Consider the following 26,382-nt stretch of genomic DNA (forward strand, 5'->3'; position numbering starts at 1 on the left):
TTTTATTTCCCCACCTTGTTACCCACTTTTTAACTGGAGTTCCCATGAAAAAACTGCTCGTCACCGCCTTGCTCACCCTCACCGCCAGCGCTTGGGCGCAAACCACCGTGAAGGTGGAAGACGCGTGGGTGCGTGGCACCGTGTCCACACAAAAAGCATCGGGCGCCTTCATGCGCCTCACCCCATCGGCCAACGCACGGCTCGTATCGGCCAGCTCGCCGGTGGCGGGGGTGGTGGAAATTCACGAAATGGCGATGGAAAACGACATCATGCGCATGCGCCAAGTCCCCGGTCTGGACCTGGCCGCTGGCCGCACCCTGGAGCTCAAACCCGGTGGCTACCACGTGATGCTGATGGACCTCAAGCAACAACTCAAGGGTGGCGAGAGCGTGCCTATCACCCTGGTGTTTGAAGACGACGCCAAAAAACGCTTTACGCAAGAAATCAAAGCGCCGGTGACCGCACTGGGTGGTGGCAATGCACCGATGCCCATGAAGGCGGGCGAGCACAAGCACCACTGAATATGTCGTCCATTTTCTTGTCCCTATTTATACGGAGGAAACCATGCACCACACACTGAACACCCTGCGCCAGGGTGCCATCGTGCTGGCCTTGTTGGCCGCCACCGGTTTCTCACTGGCCAAAAGTGTGCCGGGCGATGCGGCCCTTCCTGTGGTGGAGCTGATGCCGCTCACCATGCGCTACGAGGTCGACCTCAGGTTGAGCGCCGAGCAGATCCAGGCGTTGGCTGACTACCGCCAGCAGGCTATGCCGGGCCGCCTCGGCGTGCAAAAAAAGATCGTGGCGTTGCGCGGTGAGTTGCGCATGGCCATGCTGGGCAACAAGCCCGCTGCCGAGCGCGAGGCGCTGATGCAGCAGATTGCCGAGGCTGAAGTGGAGCATTTCAAGGGCCGCGATCGCTGTGTGGAAGCTCTGCGCAAGATCCTCAGCGCCGAGCAGTTTGCGCAACTGAGCAAGCTGTACCTGGACGGTCTGCGCTGATCGTTTGTCGGTTGTTTTGATCTGCTGATGCACGCATGTCCTCACCCTTGATGCGCACCCTGACGCGCGGCCTGCTGGTCGCGATGCTGCTCGCTGTGCTCGCGCCTGGCATTTCGCGAGCACGGGCTAGCACGCGGGTGGTCGGTGACTGGGTCGAGGTCTGCACCGCCGAAGGCCTGCAGTGGGTGCAACTGGGGGCGCAGGCGCTGCCCACCGAGCCAGACCACGCGGGCGATCTGCGCCACGCGCTGGACTTTTGCGGCCATTGCGCTTTGGCGGCGGAGCGCTTTGCACCGCTGCTGCGCCGCTTGCCGGCTTTGCCTGCGGAGGGTGGTTTTTGGGCACCGCCCGCTTTCCTCACGATCACGCCGTCTGTGCTGAACGCGCCCAGCCCGGGCGCTCGTGGTCCGCCGCTGCTGAGCTGAACCTTCGCTGCGGACCCGCTGGGGTTCGCTGGTTCGTTGGCCTGGCGCACACGCCGGGCCGGTCTCAGGAGCATTTCATGACATCCGCGTTTTCTTCTGTCGAATTGGTTTGTGCCAGCCAGCAACCGGTTTTTTTGGCGGGCGAGTCGGGCTCGGTGTGGCGCGTGGTCCAGGGCATTGTGCGTCTGGATCGCCACAGTGGCCCTGTCTGCCAGCCGGTCCAGCTGGCGTTGCCCGGTGATCTGATTGGTATGGAGGCCCTGTGCGGCCAGCCTTACCAGCTCAGCGCCAGTGCGTTCACCCCCTGTCGGCTGGAGGCCGTGCCGTCTGCTGCTGACACGGCGCCGCAGCCCTTGCTGCAACAGGCCTTGCTGCAGCACATGCACCGCAGTCAGGACATGGCGCAGCTGCGCACCGGTAGCGTGTTGCATCGGCTCACCCATCTGCTGGTGCTCATGGGGCTGGATGTGCCGCCCTTTGGTCGCCCGCAGGGGAACGGTGCAGATGCCGTTCGCCAGGCGCTGCCTGCACTGCGCGAGGTTGCTCTGCTGGTCGATGCCAAGACCGAAACCGTCTGCCGGGCCCTGGCGCAACTGCTGCCGCCGCGCAGCCGAAAAGGCGGGCCGGTGCGCGCTGTGCGCGACTGGTCGGCCGCCGCACCAGGCCGTCTCGCCAGCGCTTGGGCCAGCACTGCCGTGCCGCTTGGGGCTGCGGCGTGAGGTGAAGCGCGCTGTGGTCGGGCCTTGGGCTGGCTTCAGCCCGTCAGTGCCCCGCCGGCGCAGGCGGGTGGCGTGCCACACCTGGGGCCGGCGCCGACGTGGCCGTTGCGCCGCGCGCAAACGTGACCACGTGGTCCACCTCGGCGCGGATGCCGATCCATTCGCCTACCGCGTGGTTGTGGTGGGAAGGCACGTGGGTCATCAGCGTTTCGCCGCTGTTCAGGCGCAGCGTGTAGAGAAACTCGGAGCCGCGAAACGCCTTGCGGATGATCTGCGCCTTCACTGGCGCATGGTCGTCGTGCACGATGTCATCGGCTCGCAACAGCACGTCGCACAGGCCCGCCTCGTAGGCGCTGGGCAGGGGGCATTCGTCCACATCTTTCAGGGCACCCAGCGGGGTTTGCACCGACACCTCGTTGCCCACCAGTCGAATCTGTGCCGGCGCAAACACGCCGTGGCCAATGAATTCGGCCACGAAGCGGGTGGCGGGGCGGTGGTAGAGCGCATAGGCGTCGTCCCACTGGTGCAGGTGGCCTTCATGCATCACGCCGATCACGTCGCCAATGGCAAACGCTTCCAGCTGATCGTGGGTGACGAACAGCGCCGTGGCTCCGGCGGCTTTCAAAATGGCGCGCACTTCGTGGGCCAGGCGCTCGCGCAGGTCCACGTCCAAGTTGGAAAACGGTTCGTCCAGCAACAGCAGGCGCGGGTTGGGAGCCAGTGCGCGGGCCAGGGCCACGCGCTGCTGTTGCCCGCCCGACAGCTCGTGCGGAAAGCGGCTTTGCATGCCGTCCAGCCCCACCAGCTTGAGCACTTCGGCCACCCGGTGGTCGCGCTCGGCGCGGGGCAGGCGGTGGATGCCGAAGGCCACGTTGCGCCCCACGTCGAGGTGGGGGAACAGCGCGTAATCTTGAAACACCATGCCAATGCGGCGTTCTTCGGCCGGCATGTGGTGCAGGCCGTCGCTCACGGTTTCGCCTTGCAGGGTGATGCTGCCGCTGCTGGCGCGCTCCAGCCCGGCCACGGCGCGCAGCAGGGTGGTTTTGCCGCAACCCGACGGGCCAATGAGCACGCCGATGTCGCCTGCGCGCAAGCCCAACGACACACCGTCCACCGCCGCTTGCGGCTGGCCGGGGTATTGCACGCTGAGGTGGGAGACGTTCAGGAACATGGGTCTTATTGTAGATAACTACAATTCTCATTTGTGTTGATGTGGGTCAACCGCCTCCCAGCGCCTTGTTGGTTGGCGGCGTGCCCCCACCAGCGGTCACTTTTTAACTTCGTTCTGCCCATGCTGCGCTGGTTGGCTCTGGCTTCTTTGATGCTGTTTGCACTGTTGCTCACGCTGCCGGTGCTGTCGCTGGGCGGGTCGTGGCTGCAGTTTGACGCCGCCGCCCGCGACGTGCTGAGCCAGATGGCGCAAACGGTGCTGCCGGAGTACGCGCTCACCACCGTGCTGCTGTGCGTGAGCGTGGCGGTGGGTGTGGCGGTGGTGGGCATGGGCACGGCCAGCGCGGTCACCTTGTTTGATTTCCCTGGCCGGCGTATTTTTGAATGGGCGCTGCTGCTGCCGCTGGCCATGCCGGCCTATGTGGTGGCCTACGCCTACACCGACTTTCTTCAGTTCAGCGGGCCGCTGCAAGTGGGCTTGCGCGATGCCTTTGGCTGGCGCGGGCGCGTGTTTCCTGAAATTCGCAACACGCCCGGCGCGGTCTGGGTGTTTACCTTTTCGCTGTACCCGTATGTGTATTTGCTGGCGCGCACGGCCCTGACCGAGCGCGCCGCGCAGCTGATGGAGGCCGCGCGCTTGCTGGGTGCCCCGTTGTCGCGCCGCATCCGCGAGGTGGCCTTGCCGCTGGCGCGCCCCGCCGTGGCGGCGGGCGTGGCGCTGGCGCTCATGGAAACCCTGGCCGACTTCGGTGTGGCCAGCTATTTCGGCATCCAGACCTTCACCGCTGGCATTTACAAAGCCTGGCTGGCGATGGACAACCGGTCTGCCGCCGCCCAGCTGGCCACCATGCTGCTGGCCACCGTGGCGCTGTTGTTGTGGCTGGAGCACCGGGCCCAGAAGCGCATGCGTTTTTCCACCTTGCGCGGCCAGCGCGCGGGCAGCACCGAAGCCCAGCCGGTGCGCTTGCGCGGCGGGCGCGCCGCCATGGCGGTGCTGGTGTGTGTGTTGCCCATCTTGTTTGGCTTTGTGTTGCCGGTGCTCTTCATGCTGCGCCCGCTCATTGGCGGCTGGGACGATCTGCCCTGGACCGCCTTTGTGCAGTGGTCGCGCAACAGTGTGTGGCTGGCCGGGCTCAGCGCAGCGCTGGCCACCGCGCTGGCGCTGGCGCTGGCGTTTGCGGTGCGCGCCCGCCCGAGCGCAGCCACCCGTGGCGTGGTGCAGCTGGCCAGCCTGGGCTACGCGGTGCCGGGCGCGGTGATCGTGGTGGGCATTTTGCTGCCGGTGGGCTGGGTGCAAATGGTGCGGCCCGAGTCCAGCGTGGGGTACTGGATCACGGCCACGGCGCTGGGCATTGTGTGGGCGTATCTGGTGCGCTTCACAGCGGTGGCCTTGCAGTCGGTGCAAAGCGGGTATGCCCGCATACCGGCCAGCCTGGACGATTCGGCCCGCATGCTCGGCACCACCGGCCTGGGCCTGGCCGCGCGGGTGCACTGGCCGCTGCTGAAGCGATCCACCGCCGCCGCTGCGTTGCTGGTGTTTGTGGACGTGATGAAAGAACTGCCGGCCACGCTGGTGCTGCGCCCGTTCAACAGCGACACGCTGGCCGTGGTGACTTACCAGCTGGCGCGCGACGAGCGCCTGGGCGAAGCCGCGCTGCCCGCGCTCACCCTGGTGCTGGTGGGTCTGGTGCCTGTGATGCTGCTGAGCCGCACCCTGCGCCAGCGCTGATGCCCGTGGCCGGGCGCCGGTGACCGGCCCCCAGCGCGGTCTGCACACCGCCCAAGCCGCAAATAAGCGCCGTGTTTCCGTGTTTCTTTTGTTAATGCTTTTGCGCAGCGTGCCGATACGCTTAAGACCGAATGCAATACAAAAGGAAGCGCGCCATGGGTAAAAAGGGACTGCGGTTGGTCAATTGGACGTTGTGGCGGCCTGCTGCCAACATCATGCGGGGCCTGCGCTTTCCGGGCAAGATGGCGCTGATTTCAACGGCCTTTTTGTTGCCTATGGTGTGGCTGCTGGCGGGCTTTTTGGCCGGCGAGCGCAAAGATCTGGCCTTCGTGGCGAACGAGCGCCAGGGCGTGCTGTATGCCCAGCAGGTTTATGGCTTGATGCAGGCTTCTGACGACTGGCGCTACGCCGCCCGCAGCCAGGCGCTGGGAGATTCGGCGCAGGCGGTGGAGCCTGTGCGCCAGCGTTTCGAAGCCCAGCTGACCCAGGTTCGCCAGCTGCACACGCAGATGGGGAGGCCCTGGGGTTTGGAGGCCGAATGGGCGCAGATTGATGAGGCGCTGGCTGGCGTTCGAAACACGCCTCAAGCCACGCCCACAGAGGTCTACACCGCCATGACGGCGCTTTCCCGCCAGCTCAGCCAGTTGCTGGCCAGCGTCACCGACCGCTCCGGCCTGGCTTTGGATCCCGAGCTGGCTTCTTACTACCTGATGAGCGCCACGCTGATGCGCGCCCCCGAGGTGATTCGCCGCACCGGTGAGCTGCGCGGCCTGGCCGCCAGCGCGTTGCGTGCCGGTGCGCTGGAGCCGGTGCAAGCGGCCCGCATGGGCGAGCTGCGTGCGCTCATGGCGCACGAACTGGGCAACGCCAAAACAGAGCTGGCCAAGGTGCAGGCGGCCGAGCCGGCGCTGGCCAAAAACCTGATGCGGGACGCCGTGGCTGCCACCGACGCTTATGTGCAAACGCTGGCGCAGCTGTTTGCGCCGGGCGCGTTGCAGGTGCAGGGCGATGCGCCCGCCTTTGTGGCCCAGGCCAACCGGACCCTGGACACCCAATACCAGCAGGTGCAGAACAACCTGTCGGTGCTGGACCAGCTCCTGCAGCAGCGCGAGCAGAGCCTGCTCAACCAGCTCTGGATCACGCTGTCGGTGGCGGTGGTGGGCTTGTCGCTGGCGGTGTTTTTGGCCATGGGTTTTTACCGCTCCATGTTTGGTGGCTTCAAGGTGCTGCGCCGCCACCTCATGGCCATCAGCATGGGGGACTTGCGCGCCCAGATCGACAGCAAAGGCCGGGACGAGGTGAGCGACCTGCTGCGCGAGGTGGGCTTCATGCAGGTCTCGCTGCGCGAAACGGTGCAGCAGGTGCAGGGCGCCAGTGCCGAGGTGTTGGACGCGAGCCAGGAGATTGCCAACGGCACGCGGGACCTGTCCACGCGCACCGAAGCGGCGGCTGCCGCGCTGGAGCAGTCTTCTGCCGCGCTGGAAGAAACCACCTCGTCGGTGGAGCACACGGCCGACTCTGCGCGCCGGGCTTCGGTGATCGCGGTGGACAACGCCCAGGTGGCCGAGCGCGGTGGCGCGGTGATGCAGGAGGTGGTGCAGACCATGGAGCGCATCCAGTCGTCGTCGCGCAAGATCAACGACATCATCGGCGTGATTGACGGGATTGCCTTTCAGACCAACATCCTGGCGCTGAACGCAGCGGTCGAGTCGGCGCGGGCGGGTGAGCAGGGGCGCGGGTTTGCGGTGGTGGCTGCCGAGGTGCGCAACCTGGCCGGGCGCAGTGCTGAGGCGGCCAAGGAAATCAAGCGGCTGATCGCGTCGAGCGTGACCGATGTGGACAGCGGCATGCACGTGGTGCGCACCGCTGGCGACACCATGGGTGAAATCGTCCAGCATGCCGACCAGGTGCGCCAGCTGCTCGACGAGGTGGCCAGCGGCACCCGCGAACAAAGCATGGGCATTGGCCAGATTGGCCAGGCGGTGCAGGAGCTGGACCGCAACACCCAGGCCAACGCCACCCTGGTGGAAGAAACCGCCACCGCAGCCGCCGCGCAACGCACCGCAGCCGTGCGCATGGCCGCGCAGGTGGACGAGTTTCGCCTGCCGGGCGCAGGCGGGCCCAAGGTGCTGGTGGAAGGCATTGACGTGGACAGCATCATTGACGCCCACCGCCAGTGGAAAGTGAAGCTGCGTGACGCCATTGAAAATCGCGACCAGGTCGACACCGCCACCTTGGCGCGGGACGACTGTTGTGCACTGGGCAAATGGATTTATGCGGACGGCCAGCGCTTGAGCGCGCGGCCGAGTTTCACCACCCTGATTTCGCAGCACAAACGGTTTCACCAGGTCGCCGCGGAAGTGGGTGAGCTGATCAACCGGCGCCAGTTCCGTCAGGCCGAAGAAGCTTTGGCACCTGGCACACCGTTTTCAGCCGCTACCGGCGACGTGGTGCTGGTGCTCGCGTCGGCCAAGCGCCTGGGGTTTTAAGGGCGCGCGCGGGCGCGCCGCTCAGCGAATGTCTTCAATGGAAAAACGCTTGTCGGTCACCACCGGCGTGATCAGCCCGTAGCCCTGGTTTTGCCAGTGCACCAGCTCGGTCATGGCCGAAGGCGTCACTTCCACAAAGTCCTGCATGTCGGCCAGTGAGTAGCCAAAATCTTGCAGCGCCAGGCCGCACACCTTGAACTTCACACCCTGGTCGGCGTAGTAGCGCATGCGTTGCACCACAGATTCGTACTTGTCCTCGTTCTGCTTCGCCACGGTCACCAGCTCGGTGCCGTGCAGCACCACGATCACACTCATGTCGTCGTTGAACAGGCTGTAGGGCGCCTCGGTCAGCGGGTTCATGAACGAGCGCAGCCAGTACAAGGCCGCGCCCATCTTGGCCGGGTTGTCCAGGTAAATGTCGAACAAAGCCTTGGGGTTTTTGTAAGGCGTTTGCACAAACCTGGCTTGCGCCTGCGCGCTGGGCGCTAGCAGTGCCATGCCGGCCAGCGCAGCGAGGCAGCAGGCTAGGGCCGTGGCGTTGTTGAAACGGCGGGGAGGGGCGGTGTGCATGCAGTGTCTCCCGGTGGACCCGCGTACGGGTCAGATGTGGTACCACCAACAGGAATCGAACCTGTATCTAGCGCTTAGGAGGCACTCGTTCTATCCATTGAACTATGGCGGCACGCTCTTTTGCCCGCGCGGTACCGGGCGGGGTGACGGGATTGTAAAGGCGTGTTGATGCGTTGGGCGGCGGGCCTTGGCCAAGGCTCAGTCATAGCGCACGGTGAAGATCAGGTCGACCGCGTTTTCTTCCCCGGCACGGGCGCGCAGGGTGAGGTAGCGGGACACGTCGTAGAAGATGGACACGGTGCCCATGGTGCCGGCCAGGCTGCGTTCGTAGGCCAGGTAGAGGTCGCTGGAAATGCGCTTGCCCAGCGTCAGCGCAGCGGCGGCGGTGGTGCCGTCGGCGTTGGTGGCCTGGCCGCGAAAGCCGAGTTCGTCCAGCCCGAGCGAGCTGGCCAGCCCGCGGTCATTGCTGCTGCTGTTGCGGGCCAGCAAGGCCATGGCGGCTTGTTGCAGCACGGCGGCTTCGGCGCCGGCGCCGGTGGCGGGGCGGCCCAGCACCAGCCAGGCGAGTTTTTCGCTGTCGGGCAATTCGGGGTCGGAAAACAGGCGCACCCGTGGGCTCTGGGCGCTGCCGGTGATTTGAACGCCGACGCGCTGGCCGCCGGTGCCTTGCTGGGGGCGCACAGCCAGGATGTCGAGCGTGGGGTCGTCGTAGGGGCCGGTGAAGCGCAGCACGCCGGTTTCGATGCTGAGCTGCTGACCGTAGGCGCGGTAGGTGCCGCTGACGGCGCGCACTTCACCCAGCACCCGCGGCGCCGGCACGGCCGGTGTGCTGCGCACGCTGAGCTGGCCGCTCAGGCGGGTTTGCAGGCCGCGCCCGCGCACTTCAAATTGATCGCCCAGGTCCAGGTCGATCAGCACGTCGGGTTGCACGCGCACGGTGTCGGTGCCTTCGGGGGCGCTGAAGGTGCCGCGCACCACCACGTCGCCGCCGAGGGTGGGGGCGAGTTCGTCGGGCAACACAAAGAGGGCCGAGTCGGTGTTGAGCTGGCCGCGTATTTGCAGCCGAGGCCCTGCGAGCTGGGCGTTGAGCTGGCCCGACAGCGTGAGGCGCCGGTCGGCCCGGTTGGACACCCGCAGCTTGGACGCGGTGGCTTTGAGTTCGATGAAGGGCTGGCGCAACACGCTGCCTTCGACCGCCCGCCACTCGGCGGTGCCTGTGGCTTCCAGCGTGCCGCCTGGCTCGGCGCCGCGCGGGCCTTGCAGGCTGAAGCGCTCGATGGTGACTTTGTCGCCGGCCAGGGTGGCACGCAGCTGGCCGTTGGAAAAAGCAAAACCGTCCACCACCGAGCGCAGGCCGAGCTGGTCGGCCTGCAGAGTGCCGCTCCATTGCGGCGCACCGCGGGTGCCGGCCAGGGCGGCGTTGGCCTGGAGCGTGCCGCGCATGCGCCAGCCGGGCGGCACGAGCGCGGACCACACGCCCACTTGGGGCAACTGCGCGGTGGCCGTGCCGCGCAGGGGGGCGCTGGCGGGCCACCAGCGGTCCAGCGTGCTGGCGCCGCTGGCCGGTGTGCTGCGCAGGCTGAGTTCGGTGCTGAGGTCGGCCGATGCCTGGCCCAGGCGCTCGCTGGCCCAGCGCAGGCTGGCTTGCACGGCGCTGCCCTGGGCGCTGAGGCTGAGCTGGGCCTGCTGTATGCCAGCTTGCAGGCGCTGGCCATTGCTGGCCTGGGCACCATCGGTTTGCACGGTGAGATCGCCACGGCTGCGCTGGAGTGCGGCCGACAGGCGCAGCGGGGTGTTGGCATCGGCCGGCAACAGCACGTCCCAGCGGCCATCAAACACCAGGTTGCCGCTCAGGCCTGCGCGGGTCAGGGGGCCGTTTTTGGCCCCTTCGGCGGTGCCCAGCACCTCCACCCAGGCCAGCGGCAGGTCGCTCAGGCGCCCGCTCGTTTGCAGGGCGCCGGCTTGCCAGACCAGGCTGTCCCAGACGATGCTCAGCGGGGTGGTGCCGAGGTGGGGCGCGGGGGGCTGGCTGGGGGTGGTGCGGCGCACGGCGGGCAGCAGCTGCAGGCGCCCTGCGCCCGCGTCCAGGCGCAGGCCCTGTGCGGTGGTTTGCCATTGCAGAGCCAGGGGCTGGTTGTTTTGCAAGGTCCAGTCGGTGACGCGGTCGTTGCGCGACGCATCGCTCACGCGCAGCTGCAGGCGGCTCAGGTCGAGCCGGCCTGTTTGCCAGCTGGCGGCGCCGCTTGGGCCTGGCTTGCTGCTTTTCAGCTGCCCCTGGGTGTCCAACGCGCCGCTCCAGGGCGCCTGGGATGCTGTGCCTTGCGCGCTCAGTTGCAGATCGTCCAGGCGGCCGTCGGCTTGCAGCCGCCAGGCGCTCAGGGTGATGCTGGCGGTGGGGGCGGCCTGGCCTGTGCTGTCGCTGCGGCGTGTGCCCGGCTGCAGCACCAGCCGGGGTATGTTGAGTGCGGCTTGCATCTTGGGCAGTGGTGCCACGGTGCCCACGGGTGCCGCTGCGGGCGCGAGGTAGCCCAAAGCGCCCAGGCCGCCTTGCCACTGGGCCGTGAGGTTGGCGCTGCCTTGTGCGGCCAGGCCGGGCTGGGTGTCGAGCCAGGCGCGCAGGGGCGGGCCCACCACGGGCAGGGTTTGCAGACCGCGCACCCAGGCGAGCAGGCGGGCGGCGTCGTCGAGTTGCAAGCGGCTGTTGCCCTCGCCTGCGCTGTGGGCCAGCAGGCCCTGCCATTGCGCTTGTGCACCGGGCACCTGCAGGGCGAGCTGGCCCTTGAACTGGCGGCTGGCGGTGTCGAACTGCCCGCTGGTTTGGAGCTGCGCGTCGGCCATGCTGATCTGGGCGTCACGCAGGTCCAGCAGGCCTTGGGTCGGGTTTCCTGGTTTGGGTTGCCAGCGGCCCTGCGCCCGCACCTCGCGCAGACGCAGCCCGGCCAGCTGCGTGCCGGCGGGCTGGCGGCCACTGGGTTGAATGAGGGCGTTCAGGTCAATCGTTTCCTGGCCGTTGCCCGACGCGGCGGTGCGGGCGGTGAGGCTGCCGTCCAGGGCCGCAGGCGCCAGCGTGCTCCACAGCAGCGCGGGGTTGATACCGCTCAGGCGCAGGTCACCTTGCCAGGCGTCGCCCGCTGGGGTTGGGGCCGTTGGTGTCGTGGTGGTGGTGCGGGGCACCGGCGGCGTGCCCGTGCTGCCCAACTGCACTTGGGCCTGGCCTTGCAAGCGCCCGCCACCGAGTTGGGCGTCCAGGTTGGAAACGGTCCAGCGGGTGCCTTGCTGTTCCACGTCGGCTTGCAAGCTTTGCAGTGGCAGGCGCTGGCGGTCGGCGGGTCCGCTGAGCGCGTTGCTCAGGCGCACGGTGGCGCGCCAGGCGTCGCCATCGGGTTGCGCCTGCAGCGTGCCCGAGAGCGCGGTCACTGGCGCATCGGGCCACAGGGTGGCGAGGTTGAGCTGGTGCGCGGTGGCGTCGGCGCGGGCCAGCGGTTGCGTGGCCCAGGGCATGACCTGGGCATGCGCCACCAGCGTGGGTGTGGCGCTCGGGGCGGTGGTCGATAGGGGTGCCACGCCCGACTGGGTGTGCACACGCGCTGTCACGTCCAGCGTGGCGCTGAGCCCGCTCAGAAAGCCACGGGCCTGCGCGGTGGCTTGCAGGGTGATGCTGCTGCCACCGGGCACGCTGGTTTGTACGTCGCCTTGCACGTCCAGCGTGAGCGGCATGGGCGTTTGTGCCCCCAGCGCGGCCTGCAGGCGGTAGCGCCCGCCCGCTACTTGTAGCGACTCCAGCGTGAGCCGGTGGGCCTCGGCCATGCCGGGTGCCGGTGGCGTGTCGGTGCGGCCGTAGCGGTAAATGCCTTTGACCGCCCGCAGGTTCAGGGGTTGTGCGCCGTTGAGCACCAGTTCGTCCACCGACCAGGGCAGGGTAAGCGCCAGCGGCAAGGTGAGCGCCTGCAGTGGTTCGGTGGGGCTGGGCGGGCGCTGGTCGGTGATGTCCAGCCGCTCGATGTCGAGCGCATCCACATGCAGGCCGCGGCCCAGCGCGGCGTCGATCCACAAGCGGGGTCCGAGGCTCACACGCACGTCGGTGGCCTTGACCGACAAGCCGGCTCGCGACCACTGCAAATGCGCAATCTGGCCACCGGCGCGCAGGCTGCCCTGCACACCGGTAGCGGTCAGCACGCCGGTGCTGCCCGCACGGGGCTCGGTGTAGGCCTGGGCCCAGGCCAGGGTTTGGGCCAGCGAGCCCGGTGTGGCGGCCCACAGCCACAGCGCCACGCCAGCCGCCAGCAGCAGGGCCAGCAAGGCACCGGGTAGCCACACACCCAGCCAGCCCGCGCCGCGCGCCGTGCCTGCGACGGCCTGCAGCACAGCGCGCAGCGGCCGGCGGCGGGTGCTTGCCGCGTGTTCTACCGGTGCAGCCGGTGTTTGGGGGTCTTGAGGGGTGGGACTGTTCATGCCGCGTCAGAAGCTGAAGCCGACGTTGAGGTGCACGCGCAGGCGCTTGCTGTCCAGGCCATAAGCCAGGTCCACCTGCAAAGGGCCCACCGGGCTGTTGTAGCGCATGCCAGCGCCCACGCCCCATTTCGGGCGCAAGTCGCCTGGCATGTTGGCCACCGCACCGGCGTCCACAAACACCACGCTTTCCCAGGGTGAGCGCGTGCCGTTGCGCCACACCGGGCGCTGCCATTCGAGGCTGGCCACCGCCAGGTAGCGACCCGGCGACACGCTGCCGTCGGGCTGGGGCACGCCAATGTCGCGCAGACCATAGCCGCGCACCGTGGTGTCACCACCGGTCAAAAACAACTGGGTTTCGGGCACCGGGGCATCTTGTTTGGCCCACAGCGCGCCACCCTGCAGCCGCAGCGCCAGGCGGCCGGCGCGGCCCGTGTCGTCTGCTTCGGGGCGGGCTTCCCCCATCGGCGCGGTGCGCGGTGCACTGCCGAGCGCGCTGATCGGCCAGTAGCCCAGCCAGCGGGCCTGCGCGCGGGTGAACGGCAGCCGGGCTTCGTCCAGTGTGGTCCCCACGCCCAGCTCCACGCTCAGCCCATGACCCGACTCGGGGAACACCAGGTCGTTGAAGCGCCGGCGTGTCCACGCGTAGTTGGCCGACACCGATGATTCGGCTGGCGTCGGCAGCAGGCTGCGCAATGCGGTGTTGACGGCCCGTGCGCGGTCGTATTGCAGGAAGAAGCTGCGGTCCAGATCGGCGGTGTCCTGGGCCTGGCCAGCGCGCAGTCGCTGGCTGGTGGTGGTCGTTAAACCATCGAGCTGGCGTGCCACCTGCCCGCTGCTGATCCATCGCCAACCCTTGTCGTTCACCGGCGCGCTCCAGACGGTGCTGGCCAGTTGGTCGTCGCGTTCGAGCTGGAGTTTGTTCAAGGCCCGCCAGCCAATGCCCGGCACGCGGTGGTGCGTGTGTTCTATGGACAGGCGGGCCCCTTTGTCGGTGCTGCCGCCCACACCCAGCACCAGCATCTTGCGCTTGGTCTCGCGCACCTGCACCACCACGGGTGAGGTCTGTGCTTCGCTGACCGGGTCCACATACACAAACACCGAATCGAAATAGCCGCTTTCCGCAATCAGTTGTTGCGCGGCCTGCAGTTTTTCCAGGTTGTAGTCGCTGCCCGGCGTGAGCCCGGCCAGCCGCACCAGGCGCTCCACCGTGGTCGGGTCGTAGCGTTCGATGCCCTCAACCCGAACCTCGCCCACCTGCACCGAAGGCCCCGAGTCGAGTTCGATGTACAGGTTGGCGCTTTGGGTGGTGGCGTCAATGTCGGCCAGGCTGTTGTCAATGCGCCCGGCCGGGTAGCGCTGCGCGATCAGCTGGCGCAGGGCAGTGGTTTTGGCGCGGTCCCAGTCGGCTTGCGAAAAGGCCACGCCAGTGGCCAGCGTGCCGCTGCGGCGAATGGCTTCGCGCTGCTCGGCCGCTTGCGGGGCGGTGGCAATGTCGCCTTTGAAGTACACGTTGGCCGACGCCACCCGTGTGACCGGCCCCGGCTCGACCCGCACCGTCACCGTGCCCAGCTTGCCGCGGCTGCTCTCGGCCGCAGCAGCCTCCTGCGCTGTGGGCGTTGCCGTGGGTGCCGGCGTGAGGCTGACTTCGATCACCGGCGCGAAATAGCCCAGCGTGCCCAGCAGATCGCGCAGATTGTCCGGGGCGGCTTCCAGCAGGCGCTCCAGCTCGTTGGCGTCCAGGTCGCGCAGGGTGCGAAAGCGCTGCAGTTCCAGGTGGCGCAGCAAAAAATCGCTGAGCTCGGGGGTGGCTTGCAGGTCAATGTCAAACCGGGGTTCGGCGGGCGGGCGGGGTTGGCCGTTACGCCGGCGCTGCGTGGGGGTTCCGTCCACGGTGGTGTCGACCACCGTGTCGATGCGGGCTTCTGCGGGCAGCAATGGGGCCGCCGTGTCCACCGCAGCGGCTTGTGTTGGCGGTTCGCCCTGGGCCAGCGCCGCTGTTGGCAGCAGGCAGGCCAGCGCCAGCACCATCAGCCGTGTGACACCCACACGGCATAAAAAGTAAAGGTTCATGCAAGGGCTTATTTCGACAGCATTCTCATGGCGTCTTCCAGCCCCTTGAGGGTCAGCGGATACATGCGCTGGCCCATGAGCTGTTGAATCACGCTGATGCTCTGTCGATACTGCCACACGCCCTGGGGTTCCGGGTTGATCCAGGCAAATTTGGGAAAGGTGTGCGTGAGCCGCTGCAGCCATTCGGCGCCGGCCTCCTCGTTGTTGTATTCCACGCTGCCGCCCGGTTGCAAAATTTCATACGGGCTCATGGTCGCGTCGCCCACAAAGATCAGCTTGTAGTCCTTGTTGTACTTTCGCAAAATGTCCCAGGTCGGGAATTTTTCGGCGTAGCGGCGGCGGTTGTTCTTCCACATGAAGTCGTAAACGCAATTGTGGAAGTAATAAAACTCCAGGTGCTTGAACTCGCTTTTCACCGCTGAAAAGAGTTCTTCGACCCGCTGGATGTGGTCGTCCATGGTGCCGCCCACGTCCATCAACAGCAACACCTTCACGTTGTTGTGCCGCTCGGGAATCATCTTGATGTCGAGCCAGCCCGCGTTGGCCGCGGTGGACCGGATGGTGTCGGGCAGGTCCAGTTCCAGGTCGTTGCCTTCGCGTGCAAACTTGCGCAGGCGGCGCAGTGCCACCTTGATGTTGCGCGTGCCCAGCTCTTGCGTGTCGTCGTAGTCGCGGTAAGCGCGCTGGTCCCACACCTTCACGGCGGTTTTGTTGCCACCCTTTCCACCAATGCGGATGCCCTGCGGGTTGGACCCCCCATGGCCAAACGGTGAAGTACCGCCGGTGCCGATCCACTTGCTGCCGCCTTCGTGGCGCTCCTTCTGCTCTTCGAGCCGCTTTTTCAGCGTCTCCATGAGCTCGTCCCAGTCCATCTTGGGCGCGTTGGCTTTTTGTTCGTCCGACAGGATGCGCTCAATTTCTTTGCGCAGCCAGTCGGCCGGAATGGGCTTGGTGAAGTCGGCCAGCATCTCCACGCCTTTGAAGTAGGCGGCAAAGGCGCGGTCGAATTTGTCGAAATGCTTTTCGTCCTTCACCAGCGCGGTGCGCGCCAGGTAATAGAAGTCGTCCATGGTGCAGGCGTCGGGGTTGCGCGGCCCCACCACGTCGGCGTCCATGGCTTCAAGCAAGGTCAGGTATTCCTTGACCGACACAGGCAGCTTGGCCGCCCTCAGCGTGTAAAAAAAGTCGATCAGCATGGCGGTCTCCTCAGGCTACAGCCGTGCGGGGTTTGGCGAGCTGGTGCGTCAGGTGCGCCTTCACCGTGGGCCACTCGGTGGCGGTGATGCTGTACACACAGGTGTCGCGCAGCGTGCCCGGTGCGTCGGCGTGGCGGTTGATCTGGTGGCTGCGCAGCACGCCGTCGAGTTTGGCTCCCAGCCGTTCAATGCCGCGGCGGCTCTGGTGGTTCATGAAATGGGTGCGGAACTCGACCGCGATGCAATCCAGCTCTTCAAATGCGTGCGTCAGCAGCAAGGTCTTGCATTCGGTGTTGAGGGCGCTGCGCTGCACCGCCCGGCGGTACCAGGTGGCGCCAATTTCCAGGCGCCGGTTGGCCGCATCGATGTGCATGTAGGTGGTCATGCCCACCGCCTTGCCGGCGGTGTCCAGCACGGCAAAAGGCAGCATGCTGCCGGAGGCCTGCAACGACAGGCGGTTTTCAATGTCGCACGCCATCAGGTCGGGCGACGGAATGCTGGTGTACCAAAGCTTCCACAGTTCACCATCACGCACGGCCTCGCACAGGTCGTCATGGTGCGCCATGGAAAGGGGCTCCAGCGAGGCGTGAGCGCCCAGCAGGGTCACGGGGTCGGCAAAGCTCATGCGTACACGCTTTCAGTGCCCGGTGTTCAGCGGTTGCGCTGGTTCATGAACACCAGCTTTTCAAACAGTGTGGTGTCCTGCTCGTTTTTGAGCAAGGCGCCCACCAGCGGTGGAATGCTCACCTTGCTGTCGGCACTTTGCAGGGCTTCCAGTGGAATGTCTTCGGCCATCAGCAGTTTGAGCCAGTCCAGCAGCTCGCTGGTGGACGGCTTCTTCTTCAGGCCTGGCAGGTTGCGCACGTCAAAAAAGGTCTTCATGGCCGCGGCCAGCAGTTCTTTTTTGAGGTCGGGGAAGTGCACGTCCACGATGCGCTGCATCGTTTCGGCGTCGGGAAACTTGATGTAGTGGAAAAAGCAGCGGCGCAAAAACGCGTCGGGCAGTTCCTTTTCGTTGTTCGAGGTGATGAACACCAGCGGCCGGTGCTTGGCGCGCACCATTTCGCGCGTTTCGTAGCAATAAAACTCCATGCGGTCGAGTTCACGCAACAGATCGTTGGGAAACTCGATGTCGGCCTTGTCGATCTCGTCGATCAGCAGCGCCACCGGCTGGTCGGCGGTGAAGGCCTGCCAGAGCACGCCTTTGACGATGTAGTTGTGGATGTTTTTGACGCGCTCACCGCCATCGACATCGGCCATTTGCGAGTCGCGCAGCCGGCTCACTGCGTCGTATTCGTACAGGCCCTGCTGCGCCTTGGTGGTGCTTTTGATGTGCCACTGCAGCAGCGGCATGTCCAGCGCCTGCGCCACCTCTTCGGCCAGCATGGTCTTGCCGGTGCCGGGCTCACCCTTGACGAGCAGCGGGCGCTTGAGCGTGATGGCCGCGTTGACGGCCAGCATCAGGTCCTGGGTGGCAACGTAGTTTTGTGAACCTTGGAATTTCATGGCGGGGCATCGTGTAGGCGGCCAACAGTCTGGGGCTCGGGTGGGGGTTCTGCCGGGCCCGGCGTGGCAGCTCAGGGTTATCAATAAGTCAGCGGTGATGATCGAGTCTATATAATCGCCCATTGATTTTTATCAATGTCCATCTCATTGTGCTTGCAAAATGAACCAACTGTTGCCCACGATCATTCGTACCCTTGTCGCCGCTGCGACGCTTTCAGCAGCAGCATTGACCGCCCATGCCCAGGGCGTCACCGGTGACGCACAAGCAGGCCAGAAAAAAGCCGATATGTGCATTGGATGCCATGGCATTCCGGGCTACCAGAACAGCTTCCCCGAAATCCATAAGGTGCCGATGATCTCGGGCCAGACCGCCCAGTACATTGCCGCTTCGTTGGCTGCTTACAAAAAAGGCGACCGCAAGCACCCGTCCATGCGCGGTATCGCGGGTTCTCTGAGCGAGCAGGACATGGCCGACCTGGGCGCTTTTTACGCGTCACACGCCGGCAAGGCCGCCCCGGATGTGCCTCGGACCGCCAGCACCGCTGCTGCCGCACTGATTGAGAAGGGTGCCTGTGCCTCTTGCCACGGTGCGAACTTCAGCAAGCCGATTGACCCCAGCTACCCCAAGCTGGGTGGCCAGCATGCCGACTATCTGTTCGTGGCGCTCAAGTCGTATACGGTGGAAGGCAACAACGTGGTGGGTCGCTCCAACGGCATCATGGCGGGCATCGCCAAGCAGTATTCCACCGCTGAAATGCGTGAAATTGCCAAATACCTGGCTTCGGTTGAGGGCGAGCTGACAATCGTGCCTCAGTCCCGCTTCCGCTGATTCTGGGCACTGTGCCCCACCAAAAAAGCCGCTCAGTGAGCGGCTTTTTTGCTTTCCCGACGCTTCAACCCATCAGTCTTTCGTGGCCCTTTGGCGCACCTGTTCGATGTAGGCTTCACCGTCGGGCGGGCGGCCCGCGCGCTGGCTTTCCCAGATCATGCGGCCCAGGCATTCCATCACCTCGTGGTGGGCGGTGTGCAGGTCGTCACGGCGGGCAGCCAACAGCTCCACCGCCTGGCGTATGCCTGGGGGCTGGTCAATGCTGGACTGCTCGCTGATGGACAGGTGCATGGACAGGTGCAGGAAGGGGTTTTCCTGGTTGGGGTCAGCCACTGCCATGTCACGCAGGGCTGCATCCAGGTCTGCCAGGGTAGCGTGGTATTCGGGGTGTTCGTCAATCCACTGGCTCACCAGTGTTTCCATGGCATCCAGTGGCGACCCTGAGCGGGCCTTGGCGAAAACGCCACAAAAATAACGGCGAACATCGGCCTGAGAGGGTTGAATCAGCATGCCCAGATTGTCGCGTACACACGAGCCAGGGCCGCAGGCAGCGGCACAATGGCTTGCGAATCGCCTGAAAAACATGCAAGATAATGCATATTTTTTCGACTCAATGAAATCTACATCAGGAGACCACATGACCCAAGCCTTCATCTGCGACGCCATCCGCACCCCGTTTGGGCGCTACGGCGGCGCACTGTCCAGCGTGCGCACCGATGACCTGGGTGCCATCCCCTTGCGCGCGCTCATGGCACGCAACCCGCAGGTGGACTGGGCCGCCATCACCGACGTGTTGTACGGCTGCGCCAACCAGGCCGGTGAGGACAACCGCAACGTGGCCCACATGAGCAGTTTGCTGGCCGGCCTGCCGCTGGAGGTTCCCGGGGGCACGATCAACCGACTGTGCGGTTCGGGCCTGGACGCCGTGGGCACGGCGGCGCGCGCCATCAAGGCGGGTGAAGCCGGCCTGATGATCGCTGGCGGCGTGGAAAGCATGAGCCGCGCCCCGTTTGTGATGCCCAAAGCCGAGACCGCTTTCAGCCGCAACAACGCGGTCTACGACACCACCATTGGCTGGCGCTTCGTCAACAAACTCATGAAGGCGCAGTACGGGGTCGACTCCATGCCCGAGACGGCTGAAAACGTGGCCACCGAATTCAAGATCGAGCGCGAAGCGCAAGACCGCATGGCCCTGTCCAGCCAGATGAAGGCCGTGGCCGCCATCCAGGCGGGCCACCTGGCGCGCGAAATCTGCTCGGTGACCATTCCCCAGAAAAAGGGCGATGCGCTGGTGGTGGACACCGACGAACACCCCCGGGCCACCACGTTGGAAACGCTGGCCAAGCTCAAAGGGGTGGTGCGCCCGGATGGCACCGTGACCGCAGGCAACGCCAGCGGTGTGAACGACGGCGCCTGTGCGCTGCTGCTGGCCGACGAAGCCACGGCAGGCAAGAACGGTCTGACGCCCAAGGCCCGCATCGTGGGCATGGCCACCGCCGGTGTGGCGCCGCGCATCATGGGCATTGGCCCGGCGCCGGCCACGCAAAAGGTGCTGGCACTCACGGGTCTGACGTTGGCGCAGTTGGATGTGATTGAACTCAACGAAGCCTTTGCTGCGCAAGGCTTGGCGGTGCTGCGCCAGCTCGGCCTGCAGGACGACGACGAGCGCGTCAACGCCTGGGGTGGTGCGATTGCGCTGGGCCACCCGCTGGGTGCCAGCGGTGCGCGCCTAGCCACCACGGCGGTGAACCGCCTGCACGCCACAGGCGGACGCTACGCGCTGTGCACCATGTGCATCGGCGTGGGGCAGGGCATTGCGCTGATCATTGAGCGGGTCTGAGAAACACGACTGCGGGTGCCAGCGTGGGTGCTGAGCGCCTGCGCTTGCGGCTTATTTCCGCCAGGCCGGCAGCTGCCAGTTGCGCCAAATAGCCAGCCCCCGCAGGCCGGCCGTGACCGCCACGCAGGCCACTAGCGCCAGCCAGCCCGGCGCGTCCAGCTGCCACAGGCCCACATAGACCCAGCCGCCCGCAAACGCGCAGACGGCGTAGGGCCGGTGGTCGTGAAACGCCGTGGGTATTTCGTTGCACACCACGTCGCGCAGCACGCCACCAAACACCCCCGTGATGAGGCCCATGAGCACGGCCACCACGCCGGGCAGCTCCAGCACCAGCGCCTGGTGCACACCCGTGGCGGCAAAAAGGCCCAGGCCCAGCGCGTCGGGCCACTGGATGGCGCGTTCCGTCAGGTCAAAATGCCGTTGGCGCAAAAAAAACATGGCCAGCACACACAGCGCCAGCACGCCCCACAACATTTCCACATGGCGCACCCAGAAAAAAGGCCGCTGGTCCAGCAGCAGGTCACGCAGCGTACCGCCGCCAAAGGCGGTCAGAAAGCCCACCACACAGACGCCCACGGCATCCAGGCGTTTGCGTGCGGCCTCCATGATGCCCGCCAAGGCAAAGGCCGCAGTGCCCGCCAGCTCCACCAGCAAGCGCAAGGTTTCGCCCCAGAATTGAACGTTTTGCATCCCCAGATTGTCACCCCATGCCCTTGATCACAGACCCATTTTTCTACGCCGTGGCCATTCCTGCGGTGCTGCTGCTGGGCGTGAGCAAGAGCGGTTTTGGCGCTGGCTTCGGTTCTCTGGCCGTGCCGATGATGGCGCTGGCCGTGACCGTGCCCCAGGCCGCAGCCATTTTGATGCCGGTGCTGCTGCTGATGGACTTGCTGGGCATGGCCGCATTTCGGAAAAATGTGGACCGCCGCTTGTTGCGCTTCCTGATCCCGTTTGGGCTGCTCGGCATCGTGGTGGGTGCGCTGCTGTTCAAGGTGCTCGACGCACGGGTGGTTGCCGGCATTGTGGGGGGCTTCACCTTGCTGTTTCTTGCGCAGCGCCTGTTGTTCCCGCCGCGGCCCGACAGCCCGCCGCCTCCCAAGTGGCTGGGCGCCCTGTTGACGCTTACCTCGGGCTTCACCAGTTTCATCGCCCACGCGGGTGGCCCGCCGATCAATGCCTATGTGATTCCGCTGCGCCTGTCGCCCTTGCAGTTCACCGGCACCATGGCCTTTTTCTTTTTCTTCATCAATCTCGCCAAGTGGATTCCGTATGCCTGGCTGGGCCTGCTGGATGTGCGCAACATGACCACGTCGCTGGCCTTGTTGCCATTTGCGCCAATCGGTGTGTGGGTGGGGGTGCGCATTGCACACCGCATCAAGCCGCTGCTTTTTTACCGCATGCTGTACGCCGGCATGTTGCTCACCGGCGTCAAACTGCTGTGGGACGCCTTTCACTGAGCGCCTGGAGCCGGCGTTAACATCGACAAAATTCTTCAGATTCGAGGAGGTCGTTATGCCGATCGTGGTGGTTGCCAATCCCAAGGGCGGCGTGGGCAAGTCCACCCTGTCCACCAACGTGGCGGGTTACTTTGCGAGCCAGGGCCATGCCGTGATGCTGGGCGATGCCGACCGGCAGCAATCGTCTCGTCTGTGGTTGCAGCTGCGTCCACCCGCCGCACGTCCCATTGCGACCTGGGCGGTCTCGCACGACCTGATTGCCCGGCCCCCGCGAGACACCTCCCATGTGGTGCTGGACACCCCGGCGGGCTTGCATGGCTGGCGGTTCAAAGACGTGATGCGCATGGCCGACAAGGTGCTGGTGCCCTTGCAGCCCAGCATTTTTGACATTTACGCCACCCGCGATTTTCTGGACGAGGTGGCCGAATTCCGCGACGCTGACAAAGCCAAGATCGGCATCGTGGGGATGCGTGTGGACGGCCGCACCATTGCCGCCGAGAAGTTGCAGGAGTTTGTGGGCGGTCTGGGGTTGCCGGTGCTGGGCTTTTTGCGCGACACGCAAAACTACATCCATCTGGCGGCGCGGGGCTTGACGCTGTTTGATGTGGCCCCCGGCCGGGTGGACAAAGACTTGCAGCAATGGCGGGCTATTTGCGACTGGCTGGACAACTGAGCTGCTGACTTTGGCCATGCCTTGACCGGTGCCGTGTTTGTCGCGGTGCCGACAGTCCGCTGCGCCGCGGCTCTATAGAGTCGAGCGCATGAAAACCTTTGAAACTTTGGCCGATCTGGCCGCTTGCGTGGGCCAGGAAGTGGCTGTCAGCGACTGGCTCACCATCACCCAAGAGCAGGTCAACCAGTTTGCCCAAGCCACGGGCGATCACCAGTGGATTCACGTGGATGTGGAAAAGGCGCGCGCTGGTCCTTTTGGCGCACCGATTGCCCACGGCTTCCTCACGCTGTCGTTGTTGCCGGTGTTTCTGGAGTCGTCTTTTGAGATTCGCCAGTCAGGCATGGGGGTCAACTACGGTCTGAACCGCGTGCGTTTCACGGCGCCGGTGCCGGTGGGCAGCCGCTTGCGCGGGCGGCTGACGCTGCTGGCCACGGAGCCCATCGAGCATGGCGGTCTGCAAATGATCTGGTCGGTGGTGGTGGAGCGCGAAGGCGCAGAAAAACCGGTCTGTGTGGCCGAAGCGCTGGTGAGACGCTACCCCTGAAAGCCACGGCCCGATGGCCGGGCAAGCGGTAACCTTATTTGATTCTGGCGATCTGCTTGGGGTCGAGCCAGCCTTCAAAAAAATGGATCATGTCGTTGATGCGTTCTGCAGCCACCGACTGGTTGTGCTGCTGAGAAATGAGCTGGTAGGCGTCGTTGCGCAGCATCCACAGCTCTTGGGGCGTCTTGGCTTGTGCCACCTTGGTGCGCAAGCGCGCAGCACCCTCGCTGGTGCAGTCTTCCAGGCCCAGCAGCAGCGCCTTGCGGATGGTCGCCAGGTCTTTCAGCGTCGCGGGTTTGCGCGCCTGGTGCCGCGGTGTGAACGCAACTTTGAACATTCGGGTGATGGAGGGGATCAATGCAGTCTCCAGGCGGCCGGGTGAGCCACGGAAATCGGTGCGGCGGCCGGAGTTTTTGACGGGCGGCGCAAAAAAATATGAATTTGCATTGTGCAGAGGCGGCAGTCCATTGTGTTGGGTAGGCACTCCATGGCAAGGGTGAACTGGTTCACGTTGCTGTGGCCTCAAAACCATTCTGGCGCCAAGCTTCGAACACCGACACAGCCACCGCATTCGAGAGGTTCAGGCTGCGTTGTCCTTCCACCATGGGTAGGCGCAAGCGCTGTTGCGACGGGAAACGTTCGCGCAGGGCTTGCGGCAGGCCTTGCGTTTCGGAGCCAAAGACCAGCCAGTCGCCGGGCTGAAAGGCGTTGGCGAACACGCTGTGGCTGCCGCGGGTGGTGAAGGCGAACAGGCGGTCTGGGTTGGGTGTCTCGGCGCTCAAAAACGCATCCCAGTCGGCATGGCGGCGCACGCGCGCGTACTCGTGGTAATCGAGGCCCGCTCGGCGCATGTGCTTGTCGTCCATCGAAAAACCCAGGGGCTCGATGAGGTGCAAGGTGCAACCGGTGTTGGCACTGAGCCGGATTACGTTCCCGGTGTTGGGCGGTATTTCGGGCGCAACAAGAACGATATGGAACATGGCTGCTGGCGTGCGTGGCCAGATAGTGGAGCGTGCCAGTGACTGGTCTAGTTGCTCTCCCTGCAAGTGCCGCGATGATAACCCTGCAGGTTCACGGGCTGAAGGGGGCTTTGCGATGTTCTGCAGCGCAGGTCTTCAATTGGGCGGTGTGCGCGCAAACACCAGGGCGCTGACCTGCTGGACGCCGGCCAGCAGCAGCGCCTGTGCTGCACTGTGCAGGGTGGCCCCGGTGGTGGTGACGTCGTCGACCAGCAGCACACGGGCACCTGCCAGGCGTGCTGCGTGCTGCGGATGCGCCGCAAAAGCGCCTTGCAGGTTGCGCAGGCGCTGTTCGCGCGACAGGCTGTGCTGGTCTGGTGTCTCGCCCAGCCGCACCAGGGCGTCGGCCAGTGCGTCGTTTTGGGCCAACTCGCTGGGTGCAGCCGCGCGCAGGGCTTTGACGAGCTCCCACGCCTGGTTGTAACCACGGCTGGCCAGGCGTGCGGTTGTCAGCGGTATCGGCACCACCAGGTCACAAGCCTGCAGCAAGACCAAAGCGCCCGGGGTTTGCAGCGTCAACTCGGCCATCGGGCGGGCCCAGCCGGGTTCCCCTCGAAACTTGAAGCGGGCAATCAGCCCGTCCCAGGGGTAGGCGTAGTCGACCGCGGCCACGCAAGACTGCACCAGCCTCGGCGTGGTGCGGGTGCTGCACGCGCCACAAAACTCCCCTGCCACCGCCGACGCGTTCCAAGGCGTGGCGCAAGCCCGGCAGCGGGGGCGCTGTGCCGCAAAACGCGCCGCGCAAGCGGTGCAAACAGGCTTCGCAGGCCAGCGCTCGCACACCTGGCAACTGCTGGGTAGGTGTTCTGAGAGCCGTCGCCATACGTTGAACATGGTCCCAATATACTCATGCCAATGGCTTAAATGCCATGCATAGAGGCTTCGACTTGCCTTGGCGACTGTGTGCAAGTCCTGATTCCGTTGACCCGCTGCGCGCCGGACCGATCTTGGCTGGCGCTGAAAGCGCACCAAGCTCCACCCCACCTGTGAACAACGTGCCCGAGGCGGAAACCGCCGTCCCCCACCTGGACCCCCAGGCTGCTATGCGCTGGCGCCTTCAGCACCGGGCCGAAAGCCCGTGGCTCCACGAGGAGCTGGCTTCGCGCATGGTCGAGCGGCTTCAGTGGTTCCGCGACAAACCCGGTAGCTGGCTGCACTGGGAGCCGATCAACGGGGGCTTGCGGGCCCACGAGCAGCTTCTTGCGGTCTTGCCCGGCGCTGCCGTTCATGTGGCCTCGTCACAAATGCCGGAGGCTTTGGAGGCCACCCGCGAGTCCCGGGCTCTGTCGTGGAACCCCAAGCATTGGCTGCGCGGCAAGTCACCCCTGCCAGCGGGTGAAGGTACCCGAGTCGGCATGGTGTGGGCCAATATGGCGCTGCACACAGAAGCCATGCCGCTGGCGTTGCTAAGGCGCTGGCATGAAGCCATTGAGACCAACGGGTTTCTGATGTTTTCCTGCCTCGGGCCGGACACATTGCGCGAGCTGCGCACCCTGTATGCCCGCCTGGGATGGCCTGAGCCTACCCACCCATTCACCGACATGCACGATTGGGGCGACATGCTCGTGCACAGTGGATTCGCCGAGCCGGTGATGGACATGGAGCGCATTTCGCTCTCTTATAGCGGCGCAATGCCCATGCTGCAAGACCTGCGCTTGCTCGGCAGAAACCTGCATACCCACCGCTTTCCTGGCTTGCGTTCGCGTGCTTGGCGCGCCACATTGTGCGAAACCATTGAGGCAGAGTGCCCGCGTTCGGAGGACGGCCGCTTGTTGCTGACGCTGGAAATTATTTACGGGCACGCCTTCAAGCCCACGCCGCGGGTGAAGTTGGACGCAACCACGGCCGTCTCCATGGACGACATGAGGGCCATGCTCCGCTCGGGGCGGCGCTGAACGGGCTTGGTTGCCGGCGTGCCGCCAGCTGCCGTCGAACCACCCTCAGTAGGTCAAAAGTGACCTAAGCCACCTTGTCCCAGTCGGATGTGGCGGTTTTGTCAGGGAAGCCCATGAGAGCGGCCGCTACAATTGACATAAATCAAAGCCTTCAGGGTATTTTCCCTGCGCATCTGAAACGCCCTGGGGCTGTTTCAGAACACGACTGGTGGTAGGTGGTGGGTCAAACCAGCAAAGCTTTTCGACTGGCGACGGAGTCCGCAGACGGTTTGCACTGGACCTTGCAGCGCAACTGTTCGGTGACGCCTGTTCAGCTCGCCATGACGTTCGGCGCTCTGGGTGCCTTGTCATTGGCGGTGGCGGTGTTTTTCTGGTTTCAGGGTGCCGTGCTTGTGCTGCCTTTCGCGTTGTTGGAATTGGCTGCGCTTGCGACCGCTTTTGTGGTGTACGCGCGCCACGCTGCAGACAGCGAGCGGGTGAGTCTGCAAGGCGGTCGATTGATCGTGGAGCTGGAGACCGCAGGCCATGTGAGGCGCAGCGAATTTGTGAGGGAGTGGGTGCGCGTTGAGCCGCTGTCCCGAGGTCAGCTGGTTGAAGTCCGTAGTGGCGGTTCTTCTGTACAGCTTGGGCGTTTCCTTCGGCCAGAACTGCGGCCGGTGCTGGCGCGCGAGATTCGGCAGGCTTTGAGCGGGGTGTGAGATCGAGGGTGTGGGGGTTGGGTATTCCCTGAGTGGGCGGCCCTGAGAAAATTTGTTCTAATCTGCATTGATATAAATCAATACTTATATTTGAGGCGC

General features: G+C 65.2%; 25 protein-coding genes and 1 tRNA gene. 13 read left to right on the forward strand and 13 right to left on the reverse strand.

The window, feature by feature from the left end:
• Positions 1 to 44 precede the first annotated feature (44 nt).
• From AC4QBL_RS01250 to AC4QBL_RS01265, 4 genes are all read left to right on the forward strand, one after another.
• A complete protein-coding gene (locus AC4QBL_RS01250; RefSeq protein WP_472906776.1) occupies positions 45 to 521 on the forward strand; it encodes a copper chaperone PCu(A)C in 477 nt (158 codons plus the stop codon).
• Between the two features lie 43 nt (positions 522 to 564).
• Entirely contained in the window at positions 565 to 1,002 is a 438-nt protein-coding gene (locus AC4QBL_RS01255; RefSeq protein WP_472906775.1) for a hypothetical protein, read from the forward strand.
• A 35-nt stretch (positions 1,003 to 1,037) separates the two neighbouring features.
• Entirely contained in the window at positions 1,038 to 1,427 is a 390-nt protein-coding gene (locus AC4QBL_RS01260) for a DUF2946 family protein (protein WP_472902069.1), read from the forward strand.
• Positions 1,428 to 1,504: 77 nt separating this feature from the next.
• Positions 1,505 to 2,146: a cyclic nucleotide-binding domain-containing protein gene (locus AC4QBL_RS01265; protein WP_472906774.1), complete on the forward strand. Its 642-nt coding sequence runs from the start codon at positions 1,505 to 1,507 to the stop codon at positions 2,144 to 2,146.
• Between the two features lie 43 nt (positions 2,147 to 2,189).
• On the opposite strand, the gene AC4QBL_RS01270 is transcribed toward AC4QBL_RS01265, so the two are convergent.
• Positions 2,190 to 3,317, reverse strand: a complete 1,128-nt coding sequence (locus tag AC4QBL_RS01270; protein ID WP_472902071.1) for an ABC transporter ATP-binding protein — start codon at positions 3,315 to 3,317, stop codon at positions 2,190 to 2,192.
• A 120-nt stretch (positions 3,318 to 3,437) separates the two neighbouring features.
• On the opposite strand from AC4QBL_RS01270, the gene AC4QBL_RS01275 reads away from it, so the two are divergent.
• Both AC4QBL_RS01275 and AC4QBL_RS01280 read left to right on the forward strand, forming a co-directional pair.
• A complete protein-coding gene (locus AC4QBL_RS01275) occupies positions 3,438 to 5,045 on the forward strand; it encodes an ABC transporter permease (RefSeq protein WP_472906773.1) in 1,608 nt (535 codons plus the stop codon).
• 155 nt (positions 5,046 to 5,200) lie between these two features.
• Positions 5,201 to 7,534: a methyl-accepting chemotaxis protein gene (locus AC4QBL_RS01280; RefSeq protein WP_472902073.1), complete on the forward strand. Its 2,334-nt coding sequence runs from the start codon at positions 5,201 to 5,203 to the stop codon at positions 7,532 to 7,534.
• A 21-nt stretch (positions 7,535 to 7,555) separates the two neighbouring features.
• Here AC4QBL_RS01280 and AC4QBL_RS01285 read toward each other — a convergent pair whose 3' ends face one another.
• From AC4QBL_RS01285 to AC4QBL_RS01315, 7 genes are all read right to left on the reverse strand, one after another.
• On the reverse strand, positions 7,556 to 8,104 hold the full coding sequence (locus AC4QBL_RS01285; protein WP_472906772.1) for a DsrE family protein: 549 nt from the start codon (positions 8,102 to 8,104) through the stop codon (positions 7,556 to 7,558).
• Positions 8,105 to 8,141: 37 nt separating this feature from the next.
• Positions 8,142 to 8,216 (reverse strand) — tRNA-Arg (locus AC4QBL_RS01290).
• An 86-nt stretch (positions 8,217 to 8,302) separates the two neighbouring features.
• Positions 8,303 to 12,556 (reverse strand): translocation/assembly module TamB domain-containing protein, encoded by a 4,254-nt coding sequence (locus AC4QBL_RS01295; protein ID WP_472906771.1) that lies wholly within the window; start codon positions 12,554 to 12,556, stop codon positions 8,303 to 8,305.
• 6 nt (positions 12,557 to 12,562) lie between these two features.
• Positions 12,563 to 14,626, reverse strand: coding sequence for an autotransporter assembly complex protein TamA (locus AC4QBL_RS01300; protein WP_472906770.1), 2,064 nt, complete (start codon positions 14,624 to 14,626; stop codon positions 12,563 to 12,565).
• A gap of 8 nt (positions 14,627 to 14,634) precedes the next feature.
• Complete coding sequence (locus AC4QBL_RS01305; protein ID WP_472901362.1) at positions 14,635 to 15,822, reverse strand: vWA domain-containing protein; 1,188 nt, start codon at positions 15,820 to 15,822, stop codon at positions 14,635 to 14,637.
• A gap of 10 nt (positions 15,823 to 15,832) precedes the next feature.
• Positions 15,833 to 16,447, reverse strand: coding sequence for a GNAT family N-acetyltransferase (locus tag AC4QBL_RS01310; protein WP_472906769.1), 615 nt, complete (start codon positions 16,445 to 16,447; stop codon positions 15,833 to 15,835).
• Between the two features lie 26 nt (positions 16,448 to 16,473).
• Positions 16,474 to 17,328 (reverse strand): AAA family ATPase, encoded by an 855-nt coding sequence (locus AC4QBL_RS01315; RefSeq protein WP_472906768.1) that lies wholly within the window; start codon positions 17,326 to 17,328, stop codon positions 16,474 to 16,476.
• 160 nt (positions 17,329 to 17,488) lie between these two features.
• Between AC4QBL_RS01315 and AC4QBL_RS01320 the strand changes: the two genes are divergently transcribed.
• On the forward strand, positions 17,489 to 18,157 hold the full coding sequence (locus tag AC4QBL_RS01320; RefSeq protein ID WP_472906767.1) for a c-type cytochrome: 669 nt from the start codon (positions 17,489 to 17,491) through the stop codon (positions 18,155 to 18,157).
• A gap of 72 nt (positions 18,158 to 18,229) precedes the next feature.
• On the opposite strand, the gene AC4QBL_RS01325 is transcribed toward AC4QBL_RS01320, so the two are convergent.
• On the reverse strand, positions 18,230 to 18,664 hold the full coding sequence (locus AC4QBL_RS01325; RefSeq protein WP_472901374.1) for a DUF1841 family protein: 435 nt from the start codon (positions 18,662 to 18,664) through the stop codon (positions 18,230 to 18,232).
• Between the two features lie 130 nt (positions 18,665 to 18,794).
• On the opposite strand from AC4QBL_RS01325, the gene pcaF reads away from it, so the two are divergent.
• Entirely contained in the window at positions 18,795 to 19,997 is a 1,203-nt protein-coding gene (gene pcaF / locus AC4QBL_RS01330) for a 3-oxoadipyl-CoA thiolase (RefSeq protein ID WP_472906766.1), read from the forward strand.
• A 51-nt stretch (positions 19,998 to 20,048) separates the two neighbouring features.
• Here the strand turns inward: pcaF and AC4QBL_RS01335 are convergent, their stop codons facing one another.
• Complete coding sequence (locus AC4QBL_RS01335; protein ID WP_472901357.1) at positions 20,049 to 20,687, reverse strand: trimeric intracellular cation channel family protein; 639 nt, start codon at positions 20,685 to 20,687, stop codon at positions 20,049 to 20,051.
• A gap of 17 nt (positions 20,688 to 20,704) precedes the next feature.
• Here AC4QBL_RS01335 and AC4QBL_RS01340 point away from each other — a divergent pair, with 17 nt between their 5' ends.
• From AC4QBL_RS01340 to AC4QBL_RS01350, 3 genes are all read left to right on the forward strand, one after another.
• Positions 20,705 to 21,454, forward strand: a complete 750-nt coding sequence (locus tag AC4QBL_RS01340) for a sulfite exporter TauE/SafE family protein (RefSeq protein ID WP_472901356.1) — start codon at positions 20,705 to 20,707, stop codon at positions 21,452 to 21,454.
• A 55-nt stretch (positions 21,455 to 21,509) separates the two neighbouring features.
• Positions 21,510 to 22,127 (forward strand): nucleotide-binding protein, encoded by a 618-nt coding sequence (locus tag AC4QBL_RS01345; RefSeq protein WP_472901355.1) that lies wholly within the window; start codon positions 21,510 to 21,512, stop codon positions 22,125 to 22,127.
• Between the two features lie 88 nt (positions 22,128 to 22,215).
• Positions 22,216 to 22,671: a MaoC family dehydratase gene (locus tag AC4QBL_RS01350; protein ID WP_472906765.1), complete on the forward strand. Its 456-nt coding sequence runs from the start codon at positions 22,216 to 22,218 to the stop codon at positions 22,669 to 22,671.
• A 34-nt stretch (positions 22,672 to 22,705) separates the two neighbouring features.
• On the opposite strand, the gene AC4QBL_RS01355 is transcribed toward AC4QBL_RS01350, so the two are convergent.
• The 3 genes from AC4QBL_RS01355 to AC4QBL_RS01365 all read right to left on the reverse strand — a co-directional run bounded on the left by AC4QBL_RS01355 (position 22,706) and on the right by AC4QBL_RS01365 (position 24,302).
• The gene (locus tag AC4QBL_RS01355; protein WP_492131621.1) at positions 22,706 to 23,029 is read right to left on the reverse strand and encodes a hypothetical protein; all 324 of its coding nucleotides are present in this window, start codon (positions 23,027 to 23,029) and stop codon (positions 22,706 to 22,708) included.
• 148 nt (positions 23,030 to 23,177) lie between these two features.
• Entirely contained in the window at positions 23,178 to 23,651 is a 474-nt protein-coding gene (trmL, locus tag AC4QBL_RS01360) for a tRNA (uridine(34)/cytosine(34)/5-carboxymethylaminomethyluridine(34)-2'-O)-methyltransferase TrmL (RefSeq protein WP_472906763.1), read from the reverse strand.
• Between the two features lie 135 nt (positions 23,652 to 23,786).
• Complete coding sequence (locus AC4QBL_RS01365; RefSeq protein WP_472906762.1) at positions 23,787 to 24,302, reverse strand: ComF family protein; 516 nt, start codon at positions 24,300 to 24,302, stop codon at positions 23,787 to 23,789.
• Positions 24,303 to 24,733: 431 nt separating this feature from the next.
• Here AC4QBL_RS01365 and AC4QBL_RS01370 point away from each other — a divergent pair, with 431 nt between their 5' ends.
• Together AC4QBL_RS01370 and AC4QBL_RS01375 are read left to right on the forward strand one after the other, a co-directional pair.
• Complete coding sequence (locus AC4QBL_RS01370) at positions 24,734 to 25,585, forward strand: methyltransferase domain-containing protein (RefSeq protein ID WP_472906852.1); 852 nt, start codon at positions 24,734 to 24,736, stop codon at positions 25,583 to 25,585.
• Positions 25,586 to 25,905: 320 nt separating this feature from the next.
• Positions 25,906 to 26,283, forward strand: coding sequence for a DUF2244 domain-containing protein (locus tag AC4QBL_RS01375; protein WP_492131622.1), 378 nt, complete (start codon positions 25,906 to 25,908; stop codon positions 26,281 to 26,283).
• The last annotated feature ends 99 nt before the right edge of the window (positions 26,284 to 26,382 follow it).

This window comes from Hydrogenophaga sp. L99, from assembly GCF_058731905.1.